This window comes from Microcoleus sp. AT9b-C3 (assembly GCF_036705485.1).
GTDB lineage: Bacteria > Cyanobacteriota > Cyanobacteriia > Cyanobacteriales > Microcoleaceae > Microcoleus.
Window position 1 is genome coordinate 301,471 of the sequence record NZ_JAUBUR010000001.1, and the last position, 22,580, is coordinate 324,050.

General features: G+C 45.8%; 15 protein-coding genes. 8 read left to right on the forward strand and 7 right to left on the reverse strand.

Annotated elements, in window-relative coordinates:
* Positions 1 to 129 precede the first annotated feature (129 nt).
* The 4 genes from QUB77_RS01245 to QUB77_RS01260 all read right to left on the reverse strand — a co-directional run bounded on the left by QUB77_RS01245 (position 130) and on the right by QUB77_RS01260 (position 2,340).
* On the reverse strand, positions 130 to 822 hold the full coding sequence (locus QUB77_RS01245; RefSeq protein WP_333169773.1) for an MAE_28990/MAE_18760 family HEPN-like nuclease: 693 nt from the start codon (positions 820 to 822) through the stop codon (positions 130 to 132).
* Positions 823 to 918: 96 nt separating this feature from the next.
* Entirely contained in the window at positions 919 to 1,452 is a 534-nt protein-coding gene (locus QUB77_RS01250) for a DUF262 domain-containing protein (protein WP_333169774.1), read from the reverse strand.
* A 326-nt stretch (positions 1,453 to 1,778) separates the two neighbouring features.
* Positions 1,779 to 1,919 carry a hypothetical protein gene (locus QUB77_RS01255; protein WP_333169775.1) on the reverse strand — a complete coding sequence of 47 codons (141 nt, stop codon included), beginning with the start codon at positions 1,917 to 1,919 and terminating at the stop codon, positions 1,779 to 1,781.
* A 46-nt stretch (positions 1,920 to 1,965) separates the two neighbouring features.
* Complete coding sequence (locus tag QUB77_RS01260) at positions 1,966 to 2,340, reverse strand: DUF1257 domain-containing protein (protein ID WP_333169777.1); 375 nt, start codon at positions 2,338 to 2,340, stop codon at positions 1,966 to 1,968.
* A 251-nt stretch (positions 2,341 to 2,591) separates the two neighbouring features.
* On the opposite strand from QUB77_RS01260, the gene QUB77_RS01265 reads away from it, so the two are divergent.
* The 3 genes from QUB77_RS01265 (at position 2,592) to QUB77_RS01275 (ending at position 8,396) form a co-directional block, all read left to right on the forward strand.
* Positions 2,592 to 3,782 (forward strand): WD40 repeat domain-containing protein, encoded by a 1,191-nt coding sequence (locus tag QUB77_RS01265; protein WP_333169779.1) that lies wholly within the window; start codon positions 2,592 to 2,594, stop codon positions 3,780 to 3,782.
* Positions 3,783 to 4,362: 580 nt separating this feature from the next.
* Entirely contained in the window at positions 4,363 to 6,735 is a 2,373-nt protein-coding gene (locus tag QUB77_RS01270) for a PAS domain S-box protein (RefSeq protein WP_333169781.1), read from the forward strand.
* The gene (locus tag QUB77_RS01275; protein ID WP_333169782.1) at positions 6,735 to 8,396 is read left to right on the forward strand and encodes an EAL domain-containing protein; all 1,662 of its coding nucleotides are present in this window, start codon (positions 6,735 to 6,737) and stop codon (positions 8,394 to 8,396) included. The genes QUB77_RS01270 and QUB77_RS01275 overlap by 1 nt, the downstream gene beginning before the upstream one ends.
* Positions 8,397 to 8,881: 485 nt before the next feature.
* Here the strand turns inward: QUB77_RS01275 and QUB77_RS01280 are convergent, their stop codons facing one another.
* The 3 genes from QUB77_RS01280 to QUB77_RS01290 all read right to left on the reverse strand — a co-directional run bounded on the left by QUB77_RS01280 (position 8,882) and on the right by QUB77_RS01290 (position 12,520).
* Entirely contained in the window at positions 8,882 to 10,207 is a 1,326-nt protein-coding gene (locus QUB77_RS01280) for an ATP-binding protein (RefSeq protein ID WP_333169783.1), read from the reverse strand.
* 239 nt (positions 10,208 to 10,446) lie between these two features.
* Entirely contained in the window at positions 10,447 to 10,806 is a 360-nt protein-coding gene (locus QUB77_RS01285; RefSeq protein WP_333169784.1) for a response regulator, read from the reverse strand.
* A 382-nt stretch (positions 10,807 to 11,188) separates the two neighbouring features.
* Positions 11,189 to 12,520: a J domain-containing protein gene (locus tag QUB77_RS01290; protein ID WP_333169785.1), complete on the reverse strand. Its 1,332-nt coding sequence runs from the start codon at positions 12,518 to 12,520 to the stop codon at positions 11,189 to 11,191.
* Positions 12,521 to 12,818: 298 nt separating this feature from the next.
* Between QUB77_RS01290 and QUB77_RS01295 the strand changes: the two genes are divergently transcribed.
* From QUB77_RS01295 to QUB77_RS01315, 5 genes are all read left to right on the forward strand, one after another.
* Positions 12,819 to 16,178 carry a DNA polymerase I gene (locus QUB77_RS01295; RefSeq protein ID WP_333169786.1) on the forward strand — a complete coding sequence of 1,120 codons (3,360 nt, stop codon included), beginning with the start codon at positions 12,819 to 12,821 and terminating at the stop codon, positions 16,176 to 16,178.
* Positions 16,179 to 16,189: 11 nt separating this feature from the next.
* A complete protein-coding gene (locus tag QUB77_RS01300; protein ID WP_333169787.1) occupies positions 16,190 to 16,762 on the forward strand; it encodes a thermonuclease family protein in 573 nt (190 codons plus the stop codon).
* 531 nt (positions 16,763 to 17,293) lie between these two features.
* Positions 17,294 to 17,815, forward strand: coding sequence for a hypothetical protein (locus QUB77_RS01305; protein WP_333169788.1), 522 nt, complete (start codon positions 17,294 to 17,296; stop codon positions 17,813 to 17,815).
* Between the two features lie 368 nt (positions 17,816 to 18,183).
* The gene (locus QUB77_RS01310) at positions 18,184 to 19,899 is read left to right on the forward strand and encodes a HAMP domain-containing sensor histidine kinase (protein WP_333169789.1); all 1,716 of its coding nucleotides are present in this window, start codon (positions 18,184 to 18,186) and stop codon (positions 19,897 to 19,899) included.
* Between the two features lie 550 nt (positions 19,900 to 20,449).
* On the forward strand, positions 20,450 to 22,198 hold the full coding sequence (locus QUB77_RS01315) for a calcium-binding protein (RefSeq protein WP_333169791.1): 1,749 nt from the start codon (positions 20,450 to 20,452) through the stop codon (positions 22,196 to 22,198).
* Positions 22,199 to 22,580: the final 382 nt, after the last annotated feature.

Below are 22,580 nucleotides of genomic sequence, written 5' to 3' on the forward strand. Positions count from 1 at the left end.
ACGTAATTGCGTCATTTTAGGTTGATGGCGCGAGAAAGCGGGTTTTTTGCTGTTTCTGCGGGCTGTAATGCGTCTTCTGGGCAAAAAAAAACCGATTTCTAACCACCTCTGCGTCCAGGACTATAAAAATTAAGGATTAACTGTGGGTAACTCCAAATACTCTTCGTTGTCCAGATAATCTCTAATGTTCTCCAGTATTTGACGCAAATACTCTAGGGCTTCTTCCTTAATTTTTAAGAGTTCCTCAATCGTCTTATCTCGCCCCACTTCCTCAAAAGACTTAATCCCGTGTGCTAAGTCATTTCTATTACTTTTAATAACTACAAGGTTTTGCCCGTTTTTTGTTTTAGCAAAGTCTGTTTGATATGAAAAATCATATTTTTCTGCTATTTCTTTAATCAACCTAGCATCCACATTTCCTGAAAATAGTTTTTCGCGATCAAATGTAGCTGTGATGATATCAGTAGAGAGTTGGTGAATTGTTAAATAAAGTTTCTTAGGAGAACGATTTTTAAGATTTTGGAGGACAATCAGTTTGATTTCTGGTTTTAGTTGGTCAAAGGAGATTGCTTTATTTTTGAACTCCTCAAATATGGCTTCAATGGCATTTCGCATAGTGGATTCAACTAGGTTATACAGTAACAAAAAACCATTAGCTTTGAGAGTTTTTGCTAACTCGGGATCGATGCTTTTAATTTTGTATTTGCCAGGAGTATCGAGGAAAGCTAACTTCGTTGTCTGTTTTTCCAAGCTCTCCAGAAAAATGAAGTAATCATTCACCTCTTTGGCGCGTGTATTAAAGTCTAAGAGTAGAGTATTCATGATTGACCTAGCAGTTAATCGGCGGCACAATTACTTTGTTTCTCAAACTGGTTCCCTGAGATTGTGTGCCGTATTGAAAATGTATTTACTTTGCCCTTAAAATGTTTGTGTGCGTTCAAATAAATCTATTCGGGCTTCCTTACTTGCAACTTGGGTTAGTTGGATAATGCGAATTCTAATTCTGTTGAAGTTCCTCTGGCGAGGAAGCAGCAAATCTGCAAACTTAAATCCATTTAATTGCTTTAATTTTTTGAGTCCACTTAAGGTTAATTCGTTGTTAACAAATCTAGTTAGGCTAATAATGCGTTGTGCACCATCTACGATCTCTAAACGTGCTTCATCATTTTCATCATGACCGATCTCAACAACGAATATATAAGGTATTGGCAGCCCCCAAATTACCGATTCGATAAACTTTGATTGCCTTTCGTCATTCCACACAAGTTCACGTACGTAGTCCGGAATAAACAACTTATTAGTATCATCGTTAATTCCTTCCCTATATTTTTGAACGAGTATTTCGACTGGATACTCTTTCGTGTCGTAATTAATTTGCTTCTGCTTGTCGCGAATTTCCATTTCAGCAGCATTTCTGCGTTGAAGCGTAATTTCTTCTAGTTTCGATCGCATATTTTTAAGTAACGAGAAAGTGTTGTGGATATGATAATTTTACCACAGCCCAAGGTTGATAAATTCCTGTTCTGTTCGTAGAATTTTAGTCTTGAGGCCACCCCAGTATAAATTCTGATTTGGCTGAGAGGGTACGGACGATCGCACTTATCCAAAAAAAGTGCGCTCACAAATCTTTAGTTAACCGAAGTTGCCGCAAAAATTAGCATTTATAACGCGCTGCTGACGGAATTGGCAGGGCGGCCCAACGCAGATAAACGGTGACTGTCCCCACTGGAATCGAAGACAACCTCAAACTTAACGTGAGGTATAGTTTGTCGCAAAAACTAAAAATGCCCGTCTGCATCTGAACGACTGCAGAAGCGGGCGACAATCATCCATTGATGAGTCGGTAACAGACGGGCGATCGCGCCAACAATGCCAACTACCAGCGCCAGGATAATTAGTACGATCGCCGATCGCCACATGGTGATTCCTCTTGATAGGTAAAAACGAGTTAATCCAGGGCGAATCTTAAACCCATCGACCCACTACAACTCTGAGCGTTCCATCTGCCAAAGTTTCCTCTTCTTCAATATGAAAACCCTCTGACTGCACCGCCGCCATCAAACTTTTGCGCGCGTATTTCTGACTAATTGAATTGACAAAATCCTGCTGGTTAATTCGAGCGCCCCAAAAATCCGCCACCAATTCATAATCCTCTCCGCTGCGACGAAAACCCAAATCGTAACCATTGGATTGCCGAATCACGTACTCGGCATTAGTTTGGTCACCCCGATAACCCCGTACCTGCACATTGCACTCTACTTGATAACCCAACTCTTCCAACACTTGATGTAGCAGTTCGCCGTTCTTGATCTGAACCTTGATCGTTGTGAAGTGTGACATATCACTTTCGGATTTTTGTGTGAAACGCTAATTTGATTATAATACTATAAACTGCACCAGTCAATAAGTTAGAAGTGGCGCTCTTAAGAGAGGTTTGAGCGTCACCGAAAGCAGCAAGGGTACAAGCCCCCGGATTCATCTGTGCAGAAATTAACAACCTAGTATCCGATTACAATTACCCCGATTTATCCGTGAGTTCGGTTTTTTAAATCGTCCAATTATTCAATCTAAAATCTAAAATCTAAAATCCTATGATCGCCGACAATTCTAACCAACCCAGAGAATATGATGCCGTCCTCGGCGGCCAAAGTCAAATCCCGATCGCCGGCGCAGTTTTGGGAGGCATCGCCGGGGTCAAGCAGCGCTTCAACAGTCCTAGTATCGAGTCGCGGATTGCCGCTGTTAAAGATGCTCCTAAATACGGAGGCGCTGGTTTAAATTTAGCAATGGAGGCGCTGCTTGACCCCGCAGCAGAAGTGCAGCAAGTTGCTTATTTAATTTTGCGGCCGAGGACAGAACCTCTAGTGCGCCAAGCTTTAAAAAACTTCGTGCCTTACAAGCTTTTTGACTGCATCCGCACTGTCAAAACTGGCACAAATCTTGCCATTAGTCCCGGAGGATCTCGCACGGCGAGTTTGCACGGGAAAATAATTAGAATTTGCGATGTAGATCCAGGAGAAATACTCTATACTGTTGACAAGTATCCCCGCGCTCAAGAAACTTTTGTGCTTTGCCAAGAAAGTGAAGTGTTTGTGAGGAGTAGAAATACTCCGAAACACCGGGCGATCGAAATTTGGCAGGGAGGAGAATTGCAGCATACTTCCCTCGGACATGAAGCGGAAATTAGCGCAATTGTCGTCAGTCCCGACAGTCAAGTTATCGCCAGCGGTTCGGCAGACACTACTATCAAAATTTGGAATTTAGAGACGGGAAAGTTAATCTGTACTTTTGGCAATCTTTTAACTTGGGGAGCTCATAAAGCAGGAATTGTTAGTCTTGCTTTTAGCCCGATCGCACAAACTCTCGCTAGCAGCAGTTCTGACGGTACAATTAAACTGTGGAACCTCCGCAGCAGAGAGTGCTCCCAAACAATTAAGGGTTATGCGAATTGTCTGGCTTTGGGTCCAGACGGGCAGACTTTGGCTACTGGCGGCTGGGACAGAAACATTCAACTGCGACAGCTATCGAATCCAGATAGTTCAATCACATTGGCAGGGCATTTTAACTCGATAAATGCGATCGCCTTTAGTCCCGACGGACGCACTGTTGTCAGTGCTAGTGCGGATGGTAATATCAAATTTTGGAATGCCAGTACCGGCGAACATATTCACACTCTCAACGGACATCAAAACTCTGTTACTTGTCTTACTTTTAGCAGCGATGGTGCAACTATTATCAGTGGCAGTTTAGATAAAACTGTCAAAATTTGGGGAGTTAATTGAAGGAAGAAGGAAGTTCGGCAACGGATTCTGTAACGGATGTAGCGGATGGAATAAATAGGGAATAGGGCATAGGGAATAGGGAATAGGGCATAGGGCATAGGGCATAGGGCATAGGGCATAGAAAATAGGGCAGAAGGCAGAAGGCAGAAGGCAGAAGGCAGAAAGAAGAGGGAATCGACCTCATGATTTTCAAAACTTAAGTACCTCCTAACCATTCAGCCGCTGCCTATATTTCAATTGTCCCGATTCCCTCTTCCTCGGTGCGTGAATCTACGCAAACAAATATAATAATTTTACAATCCCAGTTCCTGTGCAAACCTAGAATTGCGGAACTGCTTTTTGCACTACTACAAATAATTACCGTAAAAATACCGATTAGCAGGCATTATTCAGCTTATTATAATTTGTGAACTGTCGCCGAAAAGCCTGAGCGATCCGCAATTTCTGAATCCTTTAAAGTAGCTTTAATATATCGCATCTGGGTCGGATGAGTATTCCTGCTAATTGTAATATTTGACTTAAAAAGTTTATGCTTAAAAGATAGGCTGGGGTTAAATATACAGTGCGCCCTAGAGTAACCATGTCACACTGCAACCAATCCATCTCTCGTTCCCGCAATCTCGCAGAAATGTGCGATACTGCTGCCAGTTGGCAGCAAAAAGCCGATCGACTAACGGTAGAATTAAGCAGCACCCAGGAACTGCTTCACGCAGAAATCGATCGGCTCAAACAAGCCAACGAAACCCTTCACGCCGCTGTCTGTTGTGCCCCAATTTTTTTGTGGGCAACAGACAGAGAAGGCAAGTTAACCCTTGCAGCAGGGAAAGGATTAGAAAATTTGGGACTCAAACCAAGTGCAACTGTCGGGCTGTCGATTTGTGAAGTTTACAGCAGCCAGCCAGATATCTTAGAAAATATTGCTGAGGTATTAGCAGGAAACGATCGTACTTGGAACATCCGAGAGAGGCATTTTATTCACGAAATTCGATCGGCAGCGCTGCGAGATGGAAACGGCGAAGTTGTCGGGGCAGTGGGTGTTTCTACTGAAATTACCGAGCGCGAGCAGTTGATCGCAACTCTGGAAACGGCAAATCAAGAATTAGAACAGAGACTTCAGCAGCAGACTGCATTCTTCAATGCAGCACTTGCCGAAAGCGAAAAAAAGTACCGCAACCTCGTAGAAACCTCCCAAGAATTGATTTGGTCGATCGATATTGAAGGCCTCTTGACTTTTGTCAATTCCGCCGCCAAACGCATCTATGGTTACGAACCGCCAGAAATGATCGGACGCCGCTTCACCGATTTTTTAGTTCCCGAGCAAGAAAGTAGACCAAGAGAAATATTTGCCCAACTTTTAGCGAGAACCAAAATTCAGCCACAAACCGCTAATTCTCCTTACGAAACAGTACACATTCGTAAAGACGGTACTCCCGTTCACCTGCGCGTCAAAAGCATCGTCAACCAAGCTGAAAACGGCGCTATTTTAGGCTTGTGCGGAACGGCGACAGATATTAGCGAGCACAAGCGATCGGAAGAAGCACTCCAAGAAGCTACAGACCAACTTCGGGCCGTTTTGGATGCTGTACCCGGACTGATTTCTTGGATCAGTTCAGATTTGCGGTATATTGGAGTCAACCAGCACTTAGCAACCTCATTCAACCTGTCTCCTGAAAGCTTTGTCGGTCAAGAAATCAACTTTCTCGACAAAGGCTCGACTTTCGGAGAACTGATCCGAATCTTTTTTAACAGTTCATCTCAGCAAACCTGCCAAGAAATAGAAATAGAAATTAACGGTTTCGTCCGCAACTATTTGATAGTAGCTCAGAAATATCATCAGGGAACCGCAGCAGTTTCTGTAGGAATAGACATTACCGACCGCAAGCGTGCCGAAGCTCTCAAAAACCAATTGATCTGCTCGCTGCAAGAATCAGAACACAAATTTCGTAGCCTTTATGAAGCCACCAGCGACGCAGTAATGTTGCTTGACGAAAAGGAGTTTTTTGACTGCAACCCCGCCACCTTAAAAATATTTTGCTGTAGCAACACAAAACAATTTTACGGCAAGAAGCTGAGCGACTTTTCTCCACAATTTCAGCCTAGCGGACAAGACTCATCCAGTCTAGCAATACAGAGAATATCGACAGCAATGCAAACAGGTAGCTGTCGTTTTGACTGGGTACACAAACGACTCGACGGTTCAGAATTTCCCGCTGAAGTGCTGTTAAATGCAATGGAAATTAACGGACGAAAAGTAATTCAAGCAGTAGTGCGGGATATTACAGATCGCAAGCGCGACGAAGATGGCATCAAAGCATCCCTTGCCGAAAAAGAAGTTCTCCTCAAAGAAATTCACCACCGCGTCAAAAACAACCTCCAAGTTATTTCCAGTTTGCTCAAACTTCAATCCCGCTACATCCAAGACAGCCACGTTAGTGAAATGTTAAAAGAAAGTCAAAACCGAGTCAGATCAATGGCCCTGGTTCACCAACAATTGTATCAATCCAAAGACTTGTCAAACATTGACTTTGCTGAATACATCCAAAATCTCGCCCACAATTTATTCCAAGCTTATGAAAATCATGCAGAAGGCGTCAACTTGCAAACAAATATTGCGCCGTGTTCTCTCAATATTGATACGGCAGTTCCTTGCGGCTTAGTTATCAACGAGCTTGTGACAAATGCCCTCAAATATGCCTTTAAAGGACAAGTTAAAGGTAAAATTAACATAGATTTCACTTTAGATAATAACAGAGTTTGCGTGCTAACTGTAAGCGACAGCGGCATTGGTTTTCCTCAAGACTTAGATTATCGCAAAGCCCGAACATTGGGTTTGCGACTGGTCGGGTCTTTAGTCAAGCAAATCCGGGGGGAAATAGAACTGTTAGAAACTGCGGGCACGACTTTTAGAATAACCTTTTGTCAACCCAAATTGCACTTGGAGGAGAAAAATTAGTGTCCAACAACAAAATTCTGATAGTTGAAGACGAGAGCATCATTGCAGAAGACATTTCCGACAGTTTGATATCTCTAGGATATAGAATAACTGGCATGGTCTATTCGGGAGAAGAAGCGATTGAATCGGCAGCCAATTTGCGCCCGGATTTAGTTTTAATGGATGTTAACCTGCAAGGAGAAATCGACGGCATTACAGCAGCAGAAGAAATTCGCTTGCGCTTTCAAATTCCAGTAGTTTATCTGACAGCTTATGCCGATGAAACTACTTTGCGACGAGTCAATAGTACAAAACCGTTCGGCTATATTGTCAAGCCATTTGAAGAAAAAAACTTGCACACAACTATTCAACTGGCACTCTACCGACATCAGTATGACAGCTTGACCAACCTGCCGAATCGTTCATTTTTGCGAGAAAAGTTAAGTCGAGTATTAGATGGTCAAAAAGAATTGTCAGGAGTCATTCCAGTTGTCACGCTTAGCTTAGATAAAATCAACCGCATTAACAGTACCTGGGGACACGATATCGGCGACTCAGTGCTTTGCAGCATCGCCCAGCGGCTAACTAACTGCATGGACAACATTAATATTGTTGCTCGTTTGGAAGCGGCAGAATTCGCGCTGATTCTCAAACCAGTTGCAGAAAAACAGGATGTGGCTAAGATTGCTCAAAATATTTTAGATATTGTATCCCAAGGTATGATTCTCAAAGATTGCGAAGTCTCTGTCACTGCTAGTATGGGAATCTGCTTGTATCCCGGAGACGGCACCGACGGAGATGAAATGCTGAAAAATGCTTATATAGCAATGTATCAATCTCAGCAAAAAGGCGGCAATACTTATCATTTTTATACTGCCAAGAATGCTAATTTTTTTATCAATACACTTCTTCAAGAAACTTGCTTGCGCCATGCTTTAAAAAGCTCAGAGTTTGAAGTATACTATCAGCCGCAAATAGACATTAAAACACGTAAAATTATTGGTGCTGAAGCTTTGGTGCGCTGGAATCATCCAGAACGGGGGCGAGTTTCCCCGGGGGAATTTATTCCAATGGCTGAAGAAATGGGCTTGATTGCACCGTTGGGCGAATGGGTATTAGAGACTGCTTGCCGGCAAACTAAAACATGGCAAAGAGCAGGTTTACCGCCCCTGCGAGTGGCAGTTAACGTATCAGCCCGTCAATTCGAGCGCAAAAATTTCACGGAAAGAGTCAGGGAGATATTAACAGAAACTGGTCTCGATCCCAAGTGTTTGGAATTAGAACTGACGGAAAGTCTGGTTTTGCAAGACGAAATTGCAGCAGCTAAAGCTTTTACGGTGTGGAGAGATATGGGGATTAGGATAGCAATTGATGATTTTGGAATGGGATATTCTTCTTTGAGTTATCCAAAAAGGTTTCCGTTTGATGCGATCAAAATAGACAAGAGTTTTATTCGCGACATTGCAGACGATCCCCAAAATGCAGCGATTACAATAGCCATTATTCAAATGGCACACTGCATGAACATGAGTGTGATTGCTGAGGGGGTAGAAAATGAGTCGGAACTTGCTTTTTTGTGCGAGCATGAGTGCGACGAAATTCAAGGTTATTTTTTCAGTCAAGCTTTGCCTAGGGCTGAGTTTGAAGCCCTGCTGAAAAGCGATAAGTGCTGGGATCTATAGGAGAAGGAAGAAGTCCGATGGCATCGGGCATAAGGCATCGGGCATCGGGCATCGGGCATCGCGCATCGGGCATCGGGCATCGGGCATCGCGCATACCTCACCACGCTTGAGAACCGCTATAATAGGTAATTAGTAATTGGTGTAATACCAATTTTTTATGAGGCCCCGTAGAATCCGAGCCCCCCTAGCCCCCCGCGTCCGGGGGGGACAAGAGTCCGATCTTTCGTCCCCCGACTATCCGCGAGAGGCGAGGGGGATCGAGATATGTGCAACTTCACATTAAATTGGTATTAGAAATTACTAAATAATTATAAAAAATGCCAATGTCCTGACAAAGAATTAGCACAACATTTTTCTTGAAATAAAAAGATAATTAAATCTAGATTGTGTGATTTGGCAGAGTCTGGTTTTCCTATCCATTTGACTAATACTGCTGTGAGTCAAGTGGAAGAAGTGACACGGAACCAGACAACGGGATCAACTACTTATGATTCTAAGGGTAGAGAAAGGGTGAATACAGCCCCTTGACCGGGCTTACTACTGGCTGTAATACTGCCTCCATGGGCTTCAATAATGCGTCTGGCAATCGCTAGACCCAGACCAACCCCATTCTTACTAGAGCGGCTCGTGGTGTAAAACTGTTCAAAAATGCGAGGTAAATCGGTTTCAGGAATGCCGCTTCCCTGGTCTCGAATTGAAATCAGAGCCTGTTGCTTGTTGCTAGAGGCAGCAATGAAAATACGAGCATTGGGGGTAGAGTACTTAATCGCATTGTCTAAGAGATTCAAAAAAGCCTGTAATAAGCGTTCCGAATCGCCCATAATCCGAAGGTCAGCAACATCAACTTCTACAGTCACGTTTTTAGCCTGCATACGAACTTCCATTGCTCTAATCGCACGGCTGATGACACTTTCTAAGGGAATGGCTTGGATTTCTAATAGCGTGACACCCGCTTCTAAGCGTCCTAAATCAAGCAAATCGTGAATTAAGCCCGAAAGCCGCTTCGTCTCCTCTTTGATAGTTTGAAAGAAGCGATCGCGCAACTCCAGCTCATCCACAGCGCCACGCTCCAGCGCATCAATGGTGACCTGAACATTACTCACAGGCGTCCGCAGTTCATGGGAAACATTCGCTAGGAAGGCTCTGCGTTCGTTGTCCAATGATTTCAACCGCTCACTCATACGATTCAGTTCCGTTGCGAGTTGGTCTAGTTCATTGCTTTGACGAATCACGAGTTTGTCATCAAACTGTCCTCTACCCACGCGAATCGCAAAGTTTCGCATCACCTCAATGGGTTTAGAGAGACTCCGGGCTAATCGATCGCTGACCAAGGTACAGAGAAGAATGGTAATGCCAAGGGCGGCTAAAATTGTCCAGATCACCCTTACAAACTGTTTCTGAAACTGTTCTAAAGTAATCGAGATGCGCAATATCCCCAACATCTGACCGTTGCGACTCATCGGTTTGACAATATAGAGGCGATCCTCCCTTGATAAAACCCCTTTAGTAACGCCCTGCACCGAATGACCGTCTAGTGCTTCTGAAACGCCAGATATCAGCAGCCAATTGGTGATTTGTCGATCTGTTTGAGGGTTAGAGGTGGCTAGGAGCGAACCTTGGGCATCAAATACACGGAGTGCGATATTGGCGGGTGCCCCATAGCGCCGAACAATGATCTGCACCCGTTGCATATCTTTTTCTTCGAGGGCATCTGCAACGCTCTCGCTCAGTGCTGTTGCCCAGTTTTCTAAATCTGTCTGACGAGACTGCATGAAAAAGGCATAAAACGTCCATAGGATATAACCAGACATAAGCGAGGTTCCTAAGACGATCAGGAGCAGGTAGGTAGCCAAGAGCTTCGTGTGGATTGAATTCCACCGAAGAGATGCTAACCATCTGCTCGTAAAGGAGTCTTGGGCAAAAAGTTTCATCGGCTCAAACATGGCTGGGATAAATGGTGTATCCGTTGTAAGTGATCCTAACCTAGCGCCATTGGTCATGGATTGAGCCAACCGAGCTATCAAACCCTTGAAGGATGCCTTAATCGCTTTTAAGTAGATTCCGCATGATGGCGGCGCAGCAAAGCTTTAATCCGTGCGAGCAATTCCTGCGTATTGAAGGGTTTGGTCACATAATCATCTGCCCCTGCCTCTAAGCCCAACACTTTATCCATATCTTGGTCTTTAGCCGTTAGCATCAGTATAGGCACATTAGAAAAAGCCCGGATACGCCAACACACTTCCATCCCATCAACTTCTGGCATCATCAGATCGAGCAGAATGAGGTCGGGTACTTGCTTGTGGAATTGTTTGATCGCGCTGTGTCCATCTGGTGCTGTAGTGACCTCATAGCCTTCCTTTCTCAGTGAGTAAGCAAGGCTTTCACAGAGTGGGGCTTCGTCGTCTACCAACAAAAGATGCGGCATTAGTATAAATAGTTATATTTGATATCGAATATCTCAAAGACAGGATTCACCGACATCTACCTTGAGAGGTACATCGTCTTGCTCCCGCTCAAGTTTTGCTGCTTACAAATACTAGGCAGCAAAACGATGGACAGTTACGAGCGGTTATACCAATTTAATGTGAAGTTGCACATATCTCGATCCCCCTCGCATCTCCCTGATACTCGGGGGACGAAAGATCGGACTCTTGTCCCTCCCCCGGACGCGGGGGACGCCAGGGTGATCGGATTCTACGGGGCCTCATAAAAAATTGGTATAAGAGGTAATTGGGAATTGGGAATTTTTCCGAAAAACTAAGGACTAAGGACTAATGACTAATGACTAATGACTAATTTAAAAGATACGATCGATCGCCCAACCAACTTCCCAGCCACAGCCCGAAACCCGAAGTAGCCACCAACAGGATAACCGTGTAAAGCCCGCTGCTAGTGTGGATCAACCTTTCTGCGGCTACCATCCGCGCCACAACTCCTGCAATAATGCCGATCGCAGCCCAAGCCCCATAAACAGTCTTAGACCCGGCGATAGCCAAGGCTTGGACGATCGCCTCCAAGCCCGCCCCAGCCAAAGCCCCAGCCCACGCCCCAATCCCCAGCCCGATCGCACCTCCGATCCCGACGGGGCCGCCCGAATGCCCACCTACTTCCGCCGCCAGCCCGCACATCAAGCCAACAACCGCCCAACAGAGGGCCGCCACCAACACCTTGACCCAATTCCCAGAACCCGTTCCAGCCATCAATCCCACCACTGTCACCACTCCCGCGACAGCCAAAACAGCAGCCACAGCCCGCGACTCGGCCTCGGAACTGGCGATCGCCCCCAAACCAGCCCCAACGGCGCCCCAAGCAGCCCCTGTTCTCATTCCTCCCGCCTGAAAACCGGCGATCGACCCCCCCACCGCCCCAGCCAAAACTAAGGCCGCCAGCCACACTTTAGGCGTTGCTGAACCCTCCGCCAGCAAAATCGCGGCCCACAGCCAATCTGCACCGCAGATTAAAGCCCACATCCACAGCGGGGCGGCTGATACCGTCAAAATCCAACCGGTCAAAGCGTAACTCGCCACGGCGATTGCCAGGGGCCACCAAGGGAAGCTTGAATAGTGTTGAGATGGCCGCACTTCCCTCGGCGGGCTTGGCGGTTTTGAGTATTGAGTTGAAAATTCTGTTTTCCTTCTCGAGGTCAGCTTTCGATAGTTTTGAGATGGCCGTGCTTCCCTCGCAACGCTTCGCCCTGGGTGCTTTCTGCCCCCCGATGCTTGACGATTGTTAGTGGTAAATCGTTTCTTGCTTGATGAGTTTTTTTGAGTGAGAAATTTTTGGGAGGCGGCTTTTGGGCGGGTTTGACGGCGCTGGGAACCACGCCTGGCGGCTGATTTTCCAGAACGCCTTCTCAGCGGCTTTTCCGGCGCAGGGGGCGGTGGCTGCTGAAACTGTTTTTCGATCGACCTCGATTCAGGCTGACTCAGAAACGACAGCAACTGCTGGTAAGCTTCATTAATTTCTGTTAATCTTTGGTGAGCTTTTTGTTGCAGGCGGTCATTGTTGGCAAACCGATCGGGATGCCACACAAACGCTAAATCCCTGTAAGCGCGCTTAATGTCTTCTAAGGAAGTTCCAGGCTCTATTTCGAGGATTTCGTAGCATCGATTAATGTCAGCCATAGGCTTCGGGCAGGTTTTTGTAAATTCGCGTGAAGCGAAGCTATCCCGTAGGGAATCATACTTAACATCTTCTACTATTCTCAGCCAAGCTGCACAGTAAGCCGCTCCCCGCTCAAGTGTCAAGCGTCCTCAAGTCTGCGGGCCAGTCGATTTTAGATTTTAGATTTTAGATTTTGGATTTTGGATTTTGGATTGAATAATTGGGGATGACTGATGATATAAGAGTTTAGAGCTTGTTGGCAGTTGGATTCTTTGCTTGAACAGTTATGACAACTGGCTACAATGAGAAAATCCTTTCGTGCGATCGGGATCTGTGTCTGTGTCGGAAAATCAAGCACCCACCTTCATCTTAGTTGACGGCCACTCCCTGGCCTTTCGCTCCTACTTCGCCTTTGCCAAAAGTCGAGACGGAGGCTTGCGAACTACGACGGGCATTCCCACCAGCGTCTGTTTTGGCTTTCTCAAGTCGCTGCTGGAAGTTATGGCGGCCCACGACCCCCAGTACATGGCGATCGCCTTTGACCTCGCCACGCCCACATTTCGCCACGAAGCAGACGACACCTACAAAGCGGGTCGAGCCGAAACACCGGAAGATTTTAAGCCGGATATGAAAAACCTGCAAGAATTGCTCACCTATTTGAATTTACCTGCCATAACTGCTCCGGGCTACGAGGCGGACGATGTTTTGGGGACTTTGGCAAACAAAGCCAGCGCGGCCGGTTATCAGGTCAAAATCCTCACGGGCGATCGCGATTTGTTTCAATTAGTAGAAACCGAAAAACAAATCAGCGTATTATATTTGAGTACCGATGAACTCAGGCGATCGGGCAAAGGCAAATCCCAAGAATACGGCCCGGAAGCTGTCAAAGAAAAACTCGGTATTTTGCCCGAACAAGTAATAGATTACAAAGCTTTGTGCGGCGACAAATCCGACAACATCCCCGGAGTCAAAGGCATCGGCGACAAAACCGCACTGCAATTGCTGGAAGCTTACAATTCCCTGGATGGAATTTATGCAGCCATCGATGAGATTAAAGGAGCAACTAAGAAAAAGCTAGAAGAAGGCAAAGAAGCTGCTTATCATTCTCAACGCATGGCGACAATTGTCCAAGACGTGCCCTTAGAAATCAACTTAGAAGATTGCCAGCTTATAGGTTTTGACGAATCAGCCTTGATTCCGATGCTGGAAAAGTTGGAATTTAAAACATTTTTAAGCAAAGTTAAACAAATTCAAAAGCGTTTTGGTGGCCCTGAACAGCCATTAGAAAAGGGCGGGCAAGATGCCCACCCCACAATCAATTCAATGGAGAGTGGAACAGGCATCTTGCCTGTTGCCGACAGTGGAACAGGCATCTTGCCTGTTGCAAAGGGCGGGCAAGATGCCCACCCCAAAATAGATAAGTCACCTCAAACTTCTGAAAGTTCAGAAGAAAATGCCTTATGGTTTTGGAGTTATGATGATACCGCCGCTCAGCAACCGCCAATTAAACCCCGAATAATTCAAACAACCGAACAGTTAAACGAATTAGTCGAACTGCTGCAAACCTTCACCGACAAAGCCTCACCCGTAGCGTGGGATACCGAAACCACCGCCCTCGAACCGCGAGACGCCGAATTAGTCGGAATTGGCTGCTGCTGGGGAATCGGTGAAGAGGATGTCGCTTACATTCCCACGGGACATAAAACGGGCAAAAACTTGGACAAAGCCACAGTTTTAAATGCTTTGCGTCCGATTTTGGAAAGCGAGAATTATCCGAAAGCGCTGCAAAATGCTAAGTTCGATCGATCGATCCTACGCTGTCAGGGAATCAAACTAGCCGGAGTCGTCTTCGACACCATGCTAGCCAGTTACGTACTCAATCCCGAAACCAGCCACAGCCTCAGCGAACTGATAAAAAAACACTTAGTCGATTCAGAAGAAAATCACAGTGTCAGCGAATCGTTAAGGGAATACTTACGCAAGAATCCCAACAGTTATAATCAATTAGTACCAAAAAACAAAACAATTGCTGACATCAGTATTGTAAAAGTAGCCGGATACTGCGGCATGGATGTTTACACTACATTTCACTTAGTAGGTAAACTTAGAGCAGAATTGGATAAAGCTGATGAATCTAGCTTTCCCGATAAGTCTTTGCAGAAGTTGCTGCTGGAAGTAGAACAGCCCCTAGAACCAGTTTTAGCAGAAATGGAATATCAGGGGGTTCGCATAGACATACGACATCTTAAAGAACTCTCCAATCAACTGGAACCACAATTAGCAGCAATTGAGCAGGAAATTTATAACGCCATACCTCTTGAGGATTTCAAGGCTTATCTCGCCCAAAAACTCGAACATATCGAACCCACTTTAGGGACGGTTCCTCAGAAAGTTTACGAAGCCGTACCTAGTGCAATTTTAAAGCCTTATCTCAAGAAAATATTGCCAAAAAATAACCTTAATTTGGCTGAAATTAAGCAGAAAGTTGACAACACAGTACCGAGTGAACTTTTAAAGTTGAACTCACCATCCCAGTTGAGCGAACTGCTGTTTGACATACTCAAGCTAAACACCAAAAAGTCTCGTAAAACCGCGACCGGCTTTTACTCCACCGATGCTTCCTTCCTAGAAAATTTGCAAGGAGACCATAAGGTTATCGATGCTATCTTAGATTACCGTACCCTGCAAAAGCTTTACTCTACCTATGTAGATGCTATACCGAAGCGGGTGCGTCCCGATACTCAGCGATTGCATACTGATTTCAATCAAACTGTTACAGACACAGGTCGTCTGTCTTCTTCTAATCCTAATTTGCAGAATATTCCAATCGGTACGGAATTTTCTAAGCAAATTCGCAAGGCTTTTTTACCGGAAGAAGGTTGGCTGATGGTGTCGGCTGACTATTCTCAAATTGAACTGCGAATTTTAGCTCACTTGAGTCAAGAACCTGTGTTAATAGAAGCTTACCAAAATAACCGAGATGTGCATACCGTAACGGCTCAACTTTTGTTTGAAAAGGAAGACATAACTCCCGACGAGCGCAGGTTTGGCAAAACGATTAATTTTGGGGTAGTTTACGGTATGGGAGCGATCAAGTTTGGACGATCGATGGGCAAGACTTCCAAAGATGGCAAGGAGTTTATTGCGAAATTTAACGCTCGCTATAGTAAAGTTTTTGAATATTTGGAGAAAGTAAAAAAAGAGGCGATCGCCCTCGGATACGTTACCACAATTCTAGGTCGCCGCCGCTATTTTGAATTCGAGAGCGAAAGCCTCCGCGACTTAAAAGGCCGTAATCCCCAAGACATTCACTCCGATAGACTTAAATCTCTCAGCAGAGATGATGCCCAATCTTTGCGGGCCGCAGCCAACGCTCCCATTCAAGGTTCCAGTGCTGATATCATTAAACTTGCCATGATTGAAGTACACAAAATTTTGCAAAACTATCAGGCGCGGCTGCTGCTGCAAGTTCACGATGAATTAATCTTTGAAGTACCTCCCGATGAATGGGAAGAATTGCAACCGAAAATTAGAACTGCGATGGAAAATGCTCCTACAATTATAAGTGCGATGGAAAATGCTCTGCCGAAAAATACAAGTGCGAAGGAAAATGCGCCAGGTATGGTACCGCTAATAGTTGACATCCACGCTGGGCAAAATTGGATGGAAACTAAATAAAACACAGAAATATGAGCCAACCTAAAATCGCCATTTTCCCAACAATAAAAACCTTAAGTGCAGTTGCTCTGCTATTGCTACTATTCGGGTGTCCGCAAAAGTTAGCGCCCAACAACTATGCTGTCAAGCGAGTCAGCGACGGCGACACCCTTGTCGCTAGCGATGCCGCCGGGAAAGATATAAAAGTGCGTTTTGCCTGTGTAGATGCACCGGAAATTCCGCACAAACCTGCTGAGAAAAATAGCCCAAACTCAGCACAAAAAAATCAATTTAAGTGGGGAAATTTAGCGCACCAAAGAATGCAGCAGCTAGTCAAACAAGGGGGCGATCGCGTTGTTTTGACCGTCACCGATACTGACCGCTACGGCCGCAAAGTTAGCGAAGTTCGCTTGCCAAATGGTACATTTGCCCAAGAAGTTTTGATCCGCGAAGGATTAGCAATGGTTTACCGTCCTTACTTGAAAAACTGTCCGAGTGCAAGTGTTCTGGAACAAGGGGAAGCGGAAGCTAAGAAAAATCGCCGCGGCGTTTGGGGAGATTCTAAGTTTGTTCCTGCTTGGGAATTTCGGAAGAGTGATAAATGATGGGAAGAAGGCCCTTCGACTTCGCGATCGGGTAAAAAGAAGGAAAATGCTAGGAGTACGAGCTAACTCTTGCGTTCGGAGTTTTATTAGTCTAGTATAGCCACAAGTTTCAACCGATTTGTATATTGACAGAGACAGGATTATGTTGTTGGGGTGCAATATGGGAACCTGTATCAGACATTTACAGTCTTGGACTTACTCAGGTTTTGTTAAACCCCGTCTATACTATAAATCTTAGGTTTAGCTGCTCCGCATCGGCCCAGAAAGCGGGTTTCTAGATACCGATGCCGATCGCCCTAATTTAGTAAAATACAATCAGGACGGGGTTCTGCTCCTACAGTCCGCAATCTGTAGAGTTTCGGCGATAGCTGACGCCAGATTCATCTAAAACCAGACATGAGTTCGATCGCGCTTTTCTCCGACCTGTTTTTTCGGAAAAGTCAACAAATGTGATAGGCTCCAGATAAACTAATAGACTGCTGACAAAAGCGGTCTATTGCAATCACCCAAAATTAACTTTAAGGGACATCAATGAATTTCAAACATCTGGTTATTTCCGGCCTGGCGCTGATCCTCGGTACTGCAATTGTAGGAAATGCGATTGCTCAAGAACTAACCGACAACGAAAAAACGGTTATTTGTCGCTTGAAAACAGAAGTTGACCAGCGGAAAAGTAACGGTCAAAAATTAGTATTTGTGCCGTTGTTGGGCCAAGTTCGCAAGCAAGTTTCATCTCCTTTTAGAGCAACACTGCATCCTAATGTGGAGTATGTTTTTGTTGCCACTTGCGACGGAAATTGTCAGGATTTAAACTTATCTCTCAAGGATGAAAGCGGTCAGGAAATCGCTGCGAGTCAAAAAACAGGCGAACTGGCGTCAATCTCTTTTACTCCCCCATCCCAAGGTCAATATCAAATTACTGCTAAGCCTGGGGAATGCACGACGGCAGAGGGTTGCAGTTACGGCCTGGGAATCTTCGTTCCAGCAAGTGCAAACGTACCTAATGCTTCCAAAATTCCTGCGGAGATAGCACAATTTCGACTTTGCCAGTAGGAGAACTGCGATAGAGTTGTGGGTTGCGAGTAGAGTAGACTCTTGAATCAGAGATCTAACTCATAACTTGCAACTTATAACTCGCTACTTATAAAATCGCAACCACGCCCGACGGTGAGGACGTTCTTAATTACTCAAACCCGGCCTTTGACTGTTTCTTGGTTCTTGGTTCTTGCTTCTTGCTTCTTGCTTCTGCTATAGTTTGTTACGCATAACTCCTCCAAACTGTCAAGCCGATCGAGCTGTGGAACCCTGCAAAGACCCCACAACTGCCGAAACCTGGCTTGAAGCCAGAACTTTATTTACCCTCCGGCAGGCATCAATTAGAATATAGATGGTGCCTCTCAAAGGTGACGAGTACATTGCTCATGTCTTTAACCTTAGCTTTGAAAAATCAACTGCAGAACCGTCCTCAAATAGGGTTGAAAAGTCTGTTGGGCCGCTTAGGTATCAGGCAGAAAATCGGCTGCGGATACGCCTTGGTCATTGGTATTGCCGTTTTGGGTGCTGTGGCGGGACGGGGAGTAGAATCCTATCACAAACAGCAAGTTAGAGAAAAACTAGCGATCGACCGAGATAAAGCGGAAATCCTGACAAACCTCAATAACACGGTGCAGGAAGTCAGAATTCAGCAGCAAGAGCTCGCGAGTCTGACGACCAAACCGCAAATTTTCGATCGCCAACGCTCGGAATTCCTGACTCGCGTGGCTCAGATGAGCGGCATCCTCGAACAACTGCAAACCCTACCGCCGACGAAGAATCCCGAGATTGCCAAAGACTACGAACTGCTTCAACAGTTCGTTCAAGTCAACGGCAAAACCGTAGAATCATACTTTCAACAAGTACAAAAATTGTTGGCTGCTGCGAAATTATCTGCTTTGAATCCGAAGCAGCAGCAGGCATTGGGGCAGAACTTGAACAATTTTGTGGCGGGCGAAACTGCTTTGAAACTCAAACAGTTTTCCGAAGATTCGGCCCAACTCGCCGGCAACTTTCGCGATAAAGCAGATGAGGCATTTAGAACCTACGAGGAAGCAGAAAAACTTGGAACTCTGATTCTGGTTTGCTCTCTAGCAGTATCCGCGGGTATCGCAGCCGTACTTGCAGCATACACCAGCCGGGCGATCGCCCGCCCCTTAGAAGCCACCACCCTCATCGCCCAGCGAGTGACAGAAGAATCAAACTTTGATTTGCAAGTACCCGTCACTACTTCCGACGAAGTGGGAATGCTGGCAATTTCGCTCAACGAACTCATTCAGCGGGTAGCAGAATATACAGAAGACTTGCACGAAGCAAAAGTAGCAGCCGAAGCTGCCAACCGCTCGAAAAGTGCATTTCTCGCCAACATGAGCCACGAACTACGCACCCCCCTCAACGCCATCATTAACTACAGCGAAATGCTGCAAGAAGATGCTCAAGATTCGGGTTCAGAAGACTTTCTCCCGGACTTAGAAAAAATTCAAACCGCAGGCAAACACCTGCTGGATATGATTAGCGATATCCTCGATATTTCCAAAATAGAAGCCGGTCACGTCACCCTTTATTTGGAGAACTTCGACGTGGCAACCATGATTGAAGAAGTGATGACGACGGCTCAACCGCTAGTAGAAAAAAAAGGCAATGCTTTAGCACTGAAAACAAAAGGCGAACTCGGCACAATGTACGCCGACCAACCGAAAGTGCGACAAATTCTCCTTAATTTGCTCAGCAATGCTGCCAAATTTACCGAAAAAGGCGTCATTACTATCGGCGTCGAAAGAATTAAAATTGAAAAATCAAGACCGACGAAACACAATAAAAATAATGATATTCAATCGGGTTCAAACTACACTTCTCAAGTTTTAATGTTTCGAGTCAGCGACACCGGCATCGGCATGACAAACGAGCAATTAGAGCAGATATTTAAACCTTTTACCCAAGCTGATGCTTCGACTACTCGCAAGTACGGAGGCACGGGTTTGGGATTGACAATTAGCCAGCGTTTGTGTCAAATTCTCGGCGGCGAAATTAGCGTCGAAAGCGAAGACGGTAAAGGTTCAACTTTTATTGTCAGTCTCCCGGAACGGGTGGTAATGCAGGGATGAAGTCAAGCGATTTTAGATTTTAGATTTTAGATTTTAGATTGGAGATTTGAGATTAAAGAATTGAAGCATTGAAGCATTGACACCACGGATAAATTCGGGGGCGGGTTTATCAGATACAGGTTTTTTATTTCTGGGTCCTGAGTCGGCGAAGGAATGAATCCGGGGGCTTGTATCTTAGATGCTTTGGGTCAGGCAAGATATGGATTTTGACACGGATACACGGATTAATGATTGAGCATTCGTCAATAGTTAGGAGGCAGATGTTCAAGGACAAAGAAAGAGCGAGGAAGGAAGAGGGAAATTTTAAAATCTATTGATATAGCAACCGCCAAGGCGGTTAGGGCATAAAATGTCAATAGCCCCAATTGCCGTGCGATCGCAAAACCCATCTCCAAAGTTGTACTCTTAAATATCAATACTTCGGACAGTTTTTGATTACCCGCCGTAGAATAAGGGTTTCAAGGCTCCAAGGCGATCGAGTACCAAGGGAAAATCGAGGGTTTCAGAGTACAAACTAAAAAGAGTCCGAACTATTGAAATATCAGGGCTTATGAATATTACTCGCGTCTCAGTTGACTCAGCAGGCAATCAGGGCAATCAAGGCCCTCCCTCCTTGACCTCTCCTTCCATTTCGCCCGACGGGCGGTTTGTGGCCTTTTATTCAGGTGCCACCAACCTCGTGCCGGGGGATACTAACAATCACCGAGACATCTTCGTGCGGGACACGCTCACCAATACCATCACCCGCGTCTCTGTTGACTCAGCAGGCAATCAGGGGAACAATGACTCCTTCAGCCCCTCCATCTCAACCGACGGGCGGTTTGTGGCGTTTTCTTCTTCTGCCTCCAATCTCGTGCCGGGGGATACTAACGATTACCCTGACATCTTCGTGTGGGACACGCTAACCAATACCACCACCCGCATCTCTGTAGACTCAGAAGGCAATCAGGCGGACGATCAGATGTACTATGGCTCCATCAACCCTTCCATCTCAGCCGACGGACGGTTTGTGGCATTTGAGTCAGATGACTCCAATCTCGTGCCGGGGGATACTAACGCTAACTCTGACATCTTCGTACGGGACACCTTCACCAATACCACCACCCGCGTCTCTGTAGACTCAGCAGGCAATCAGGGGAACAATACCTCCGTAGACCCATTAACACGCTACGACGACTTTAGACGCAGCGGGTCTAAAAACTCCTCTATCTCAGCCGACGGGGGGTTTGTGGCGTTTCAATCATATTCCTCCAACCTTGTGCCGGGGGATACTAACTATAACCCTGACATTTTTGTGCGGGACACGCTTACCAATACCACCACCCGCGTCTCTGTAGACTCAGCAGGAAATGAGGGGAACTGGGAGTCCTACAATCCCTCTATTTCAGCCGACGGGCGGTTTGTAGCGTTTAGATCTGATGCCTCCAACCTCGTGCCGAATGATACTAACGAAACCTACGACATCTTCGTGCGGGACACCCTCACCAATACCACCACCCGCGTATCAGTAGATGCAGCAGGCAATCAGGCGAACGGCGACTCTTCCAACGCGTCCATTTCGATCAACGGGCGCTTTGTGGCCTTTGATTCAGGTGCCAGCAACCTTGTGCCGGGGGATACTAGCAATGCCTCCGACATCTTCGTGCGAGACACGCTCACCAATACCACCACCCGTGTGTCAGTAGATGCAGCAGGCAATCAGGGAAACAATGGCTCCTTCTACCCCTCCATCTCAGCAGATGGGCGGAGAGTAGCGTTTAATTCAGATGCCTCCAACCTCGTGCCGGGGGATACTAACAATACCCGCGATGTTTTTGTTTCTGACACCGGCAACACTCCAGGCAATAACCCTCCTGATAACAACATCAACGGCACTCCCGGCAACGACAACCTGACTGGCACCAGCGGCAACGATATTATCAACGGTGTGGAAGGGAATGACGTACTCACCGGTTTGCGAGGCAACGATATCCTTGTCGGCGGCAACGGTAGCGATATCCTGAATGGCAGCAAAGGTTTTGACACTCTCAACGGCGGTTTGGGAAACGATATTCTAGTCGGCGGTTTGGGAAACGATGTCTTTGTTTTAGGTGCCGGATTGGGAGTTGATACAATCGCTAATTTCGCCAAGTCTCAAGATACCGTGCAATTAATCAATGGCTTGACCTTCGGACAGCTATCAATTTCGCCGGGAACTGACGGCACATTAATTACAGTAGCCAGCAGCGGTGAAGTTTTAGCTTCTTTGATAGGTGTTGCTCCCAATCTCATCGGTTCTGAAGATTTCATCTCGGTCTAGAGATAGTAAACTGGTCATTTGTGAAATCACTTTTACTCAGGGAACATGATTAAAATTGGCAAACAATCCTTGGCATTAATAGGCACAGTTATTGCATTTTTGCAACCTATTTTTACCGCTTGCTTTACAATAAATTGTTAATTGTTGACTGTTGACTGTTGACTGTTGACTAGGGGTTAAAAAAATGAAAATTGCGCGAATTATTTGTTGCGAGCTTGATTCGACTTTACGCCAGACTTTTGAAGCGGGGATTTGATATCATTCCGGCGCAGCAGGATTTGATATCAATTATCAAAATAAAGAATAATTAACAACCCGATCGCGACTGACGCACAGACTCTATCTGTAGGTGCGCCGTGTGCACCTTACATATAGCAATCCT

Bases quoted from the DNA above. Each gene is read 5' to 3' on its own strand.
- QUB77_RS01305 (WP_333169788.1), top strand. From the start codon at position 17,294: ATGAATTTCAAACATCTGGTTATTTCCGGCCTGGCGCTGATCCTCGGT.
- QUB77_RS01315 (WP_333169791.1), top strand. From the start codon at position 20,450: ATGAATATTACTCGCGTCTCAGTTGACTCAGCAGGCAATCAGGGCAAT.
- QUB77_RS01245 (WP_333169773.1), bottom strand. From the start codon at position 822: ATGAATACTCTACTCTTAGACTTTAATACACGCGCCAAAGAGGTGAAT.
- QUB77_RS01270 (WP_333169781.1), top strand. From the start codon at position 4,363: ATGTCACACTGCAACCAATCCATCTCTCGTTCCCGCAATCTCGCAGAA.
- QUB77_RS01265 (WP_333169779.1), top strand. From the start codon at position 2,592: ATGATCGCCGACAATTCTAACCAACCCAGAGAATATGATGCCGTCCTC.
- QUB77_RS01290 (WP_333169785.1), bottom strand. From the start codon at position 12,520: ATGGCTGACATTAATCGATGCTACGAAATCCTCGAAATAGAGCCTGGA.
- QUB77_RS01255 (WP_333169775.1), bottom strand. From the start codon at position 1,919: ATGTGGCGATCGGCGATCGTACTAATTATCCTGGCGCTGGTAGTTGGC.
- QUB77_RS01300 (WP_333169787.1), top strand. From the start codon at position 16,190: ATGAGCCAACCTAAAATCGCCATTTTCCCAACAATAAAAACCTTAAGT.
- QUB77_RS01260 (WP_333169777.1), bottom strand. From the start codon at position 2,340: ATGTCACACTTCACAACGATCAAGGTTCAGATCAAGAACGGCGAACTG.
- QUB77_RS01280 (WP_333169783.1), bottom strand. From the start codon at position 10,207: ATGTCTGGTTATATCCTATGGACGTTTTATGCCTTTTTCATGCAGTCT.
- QUB77_RS01310 (WP_333169789.1), top strand. From the start codon at position 18,184: ATGTCTTTAACCTTAGCTTTGAAAAATCAACTGCAGAACCGTCCTCAA.
- QUB77_RS01250 (WP_333169774.1), bottom strand. From the start codon at position 1,452: ATGCGATCGAAACTAGAAGAAATTACGCTTCAACGCAGAAATGCTGCT.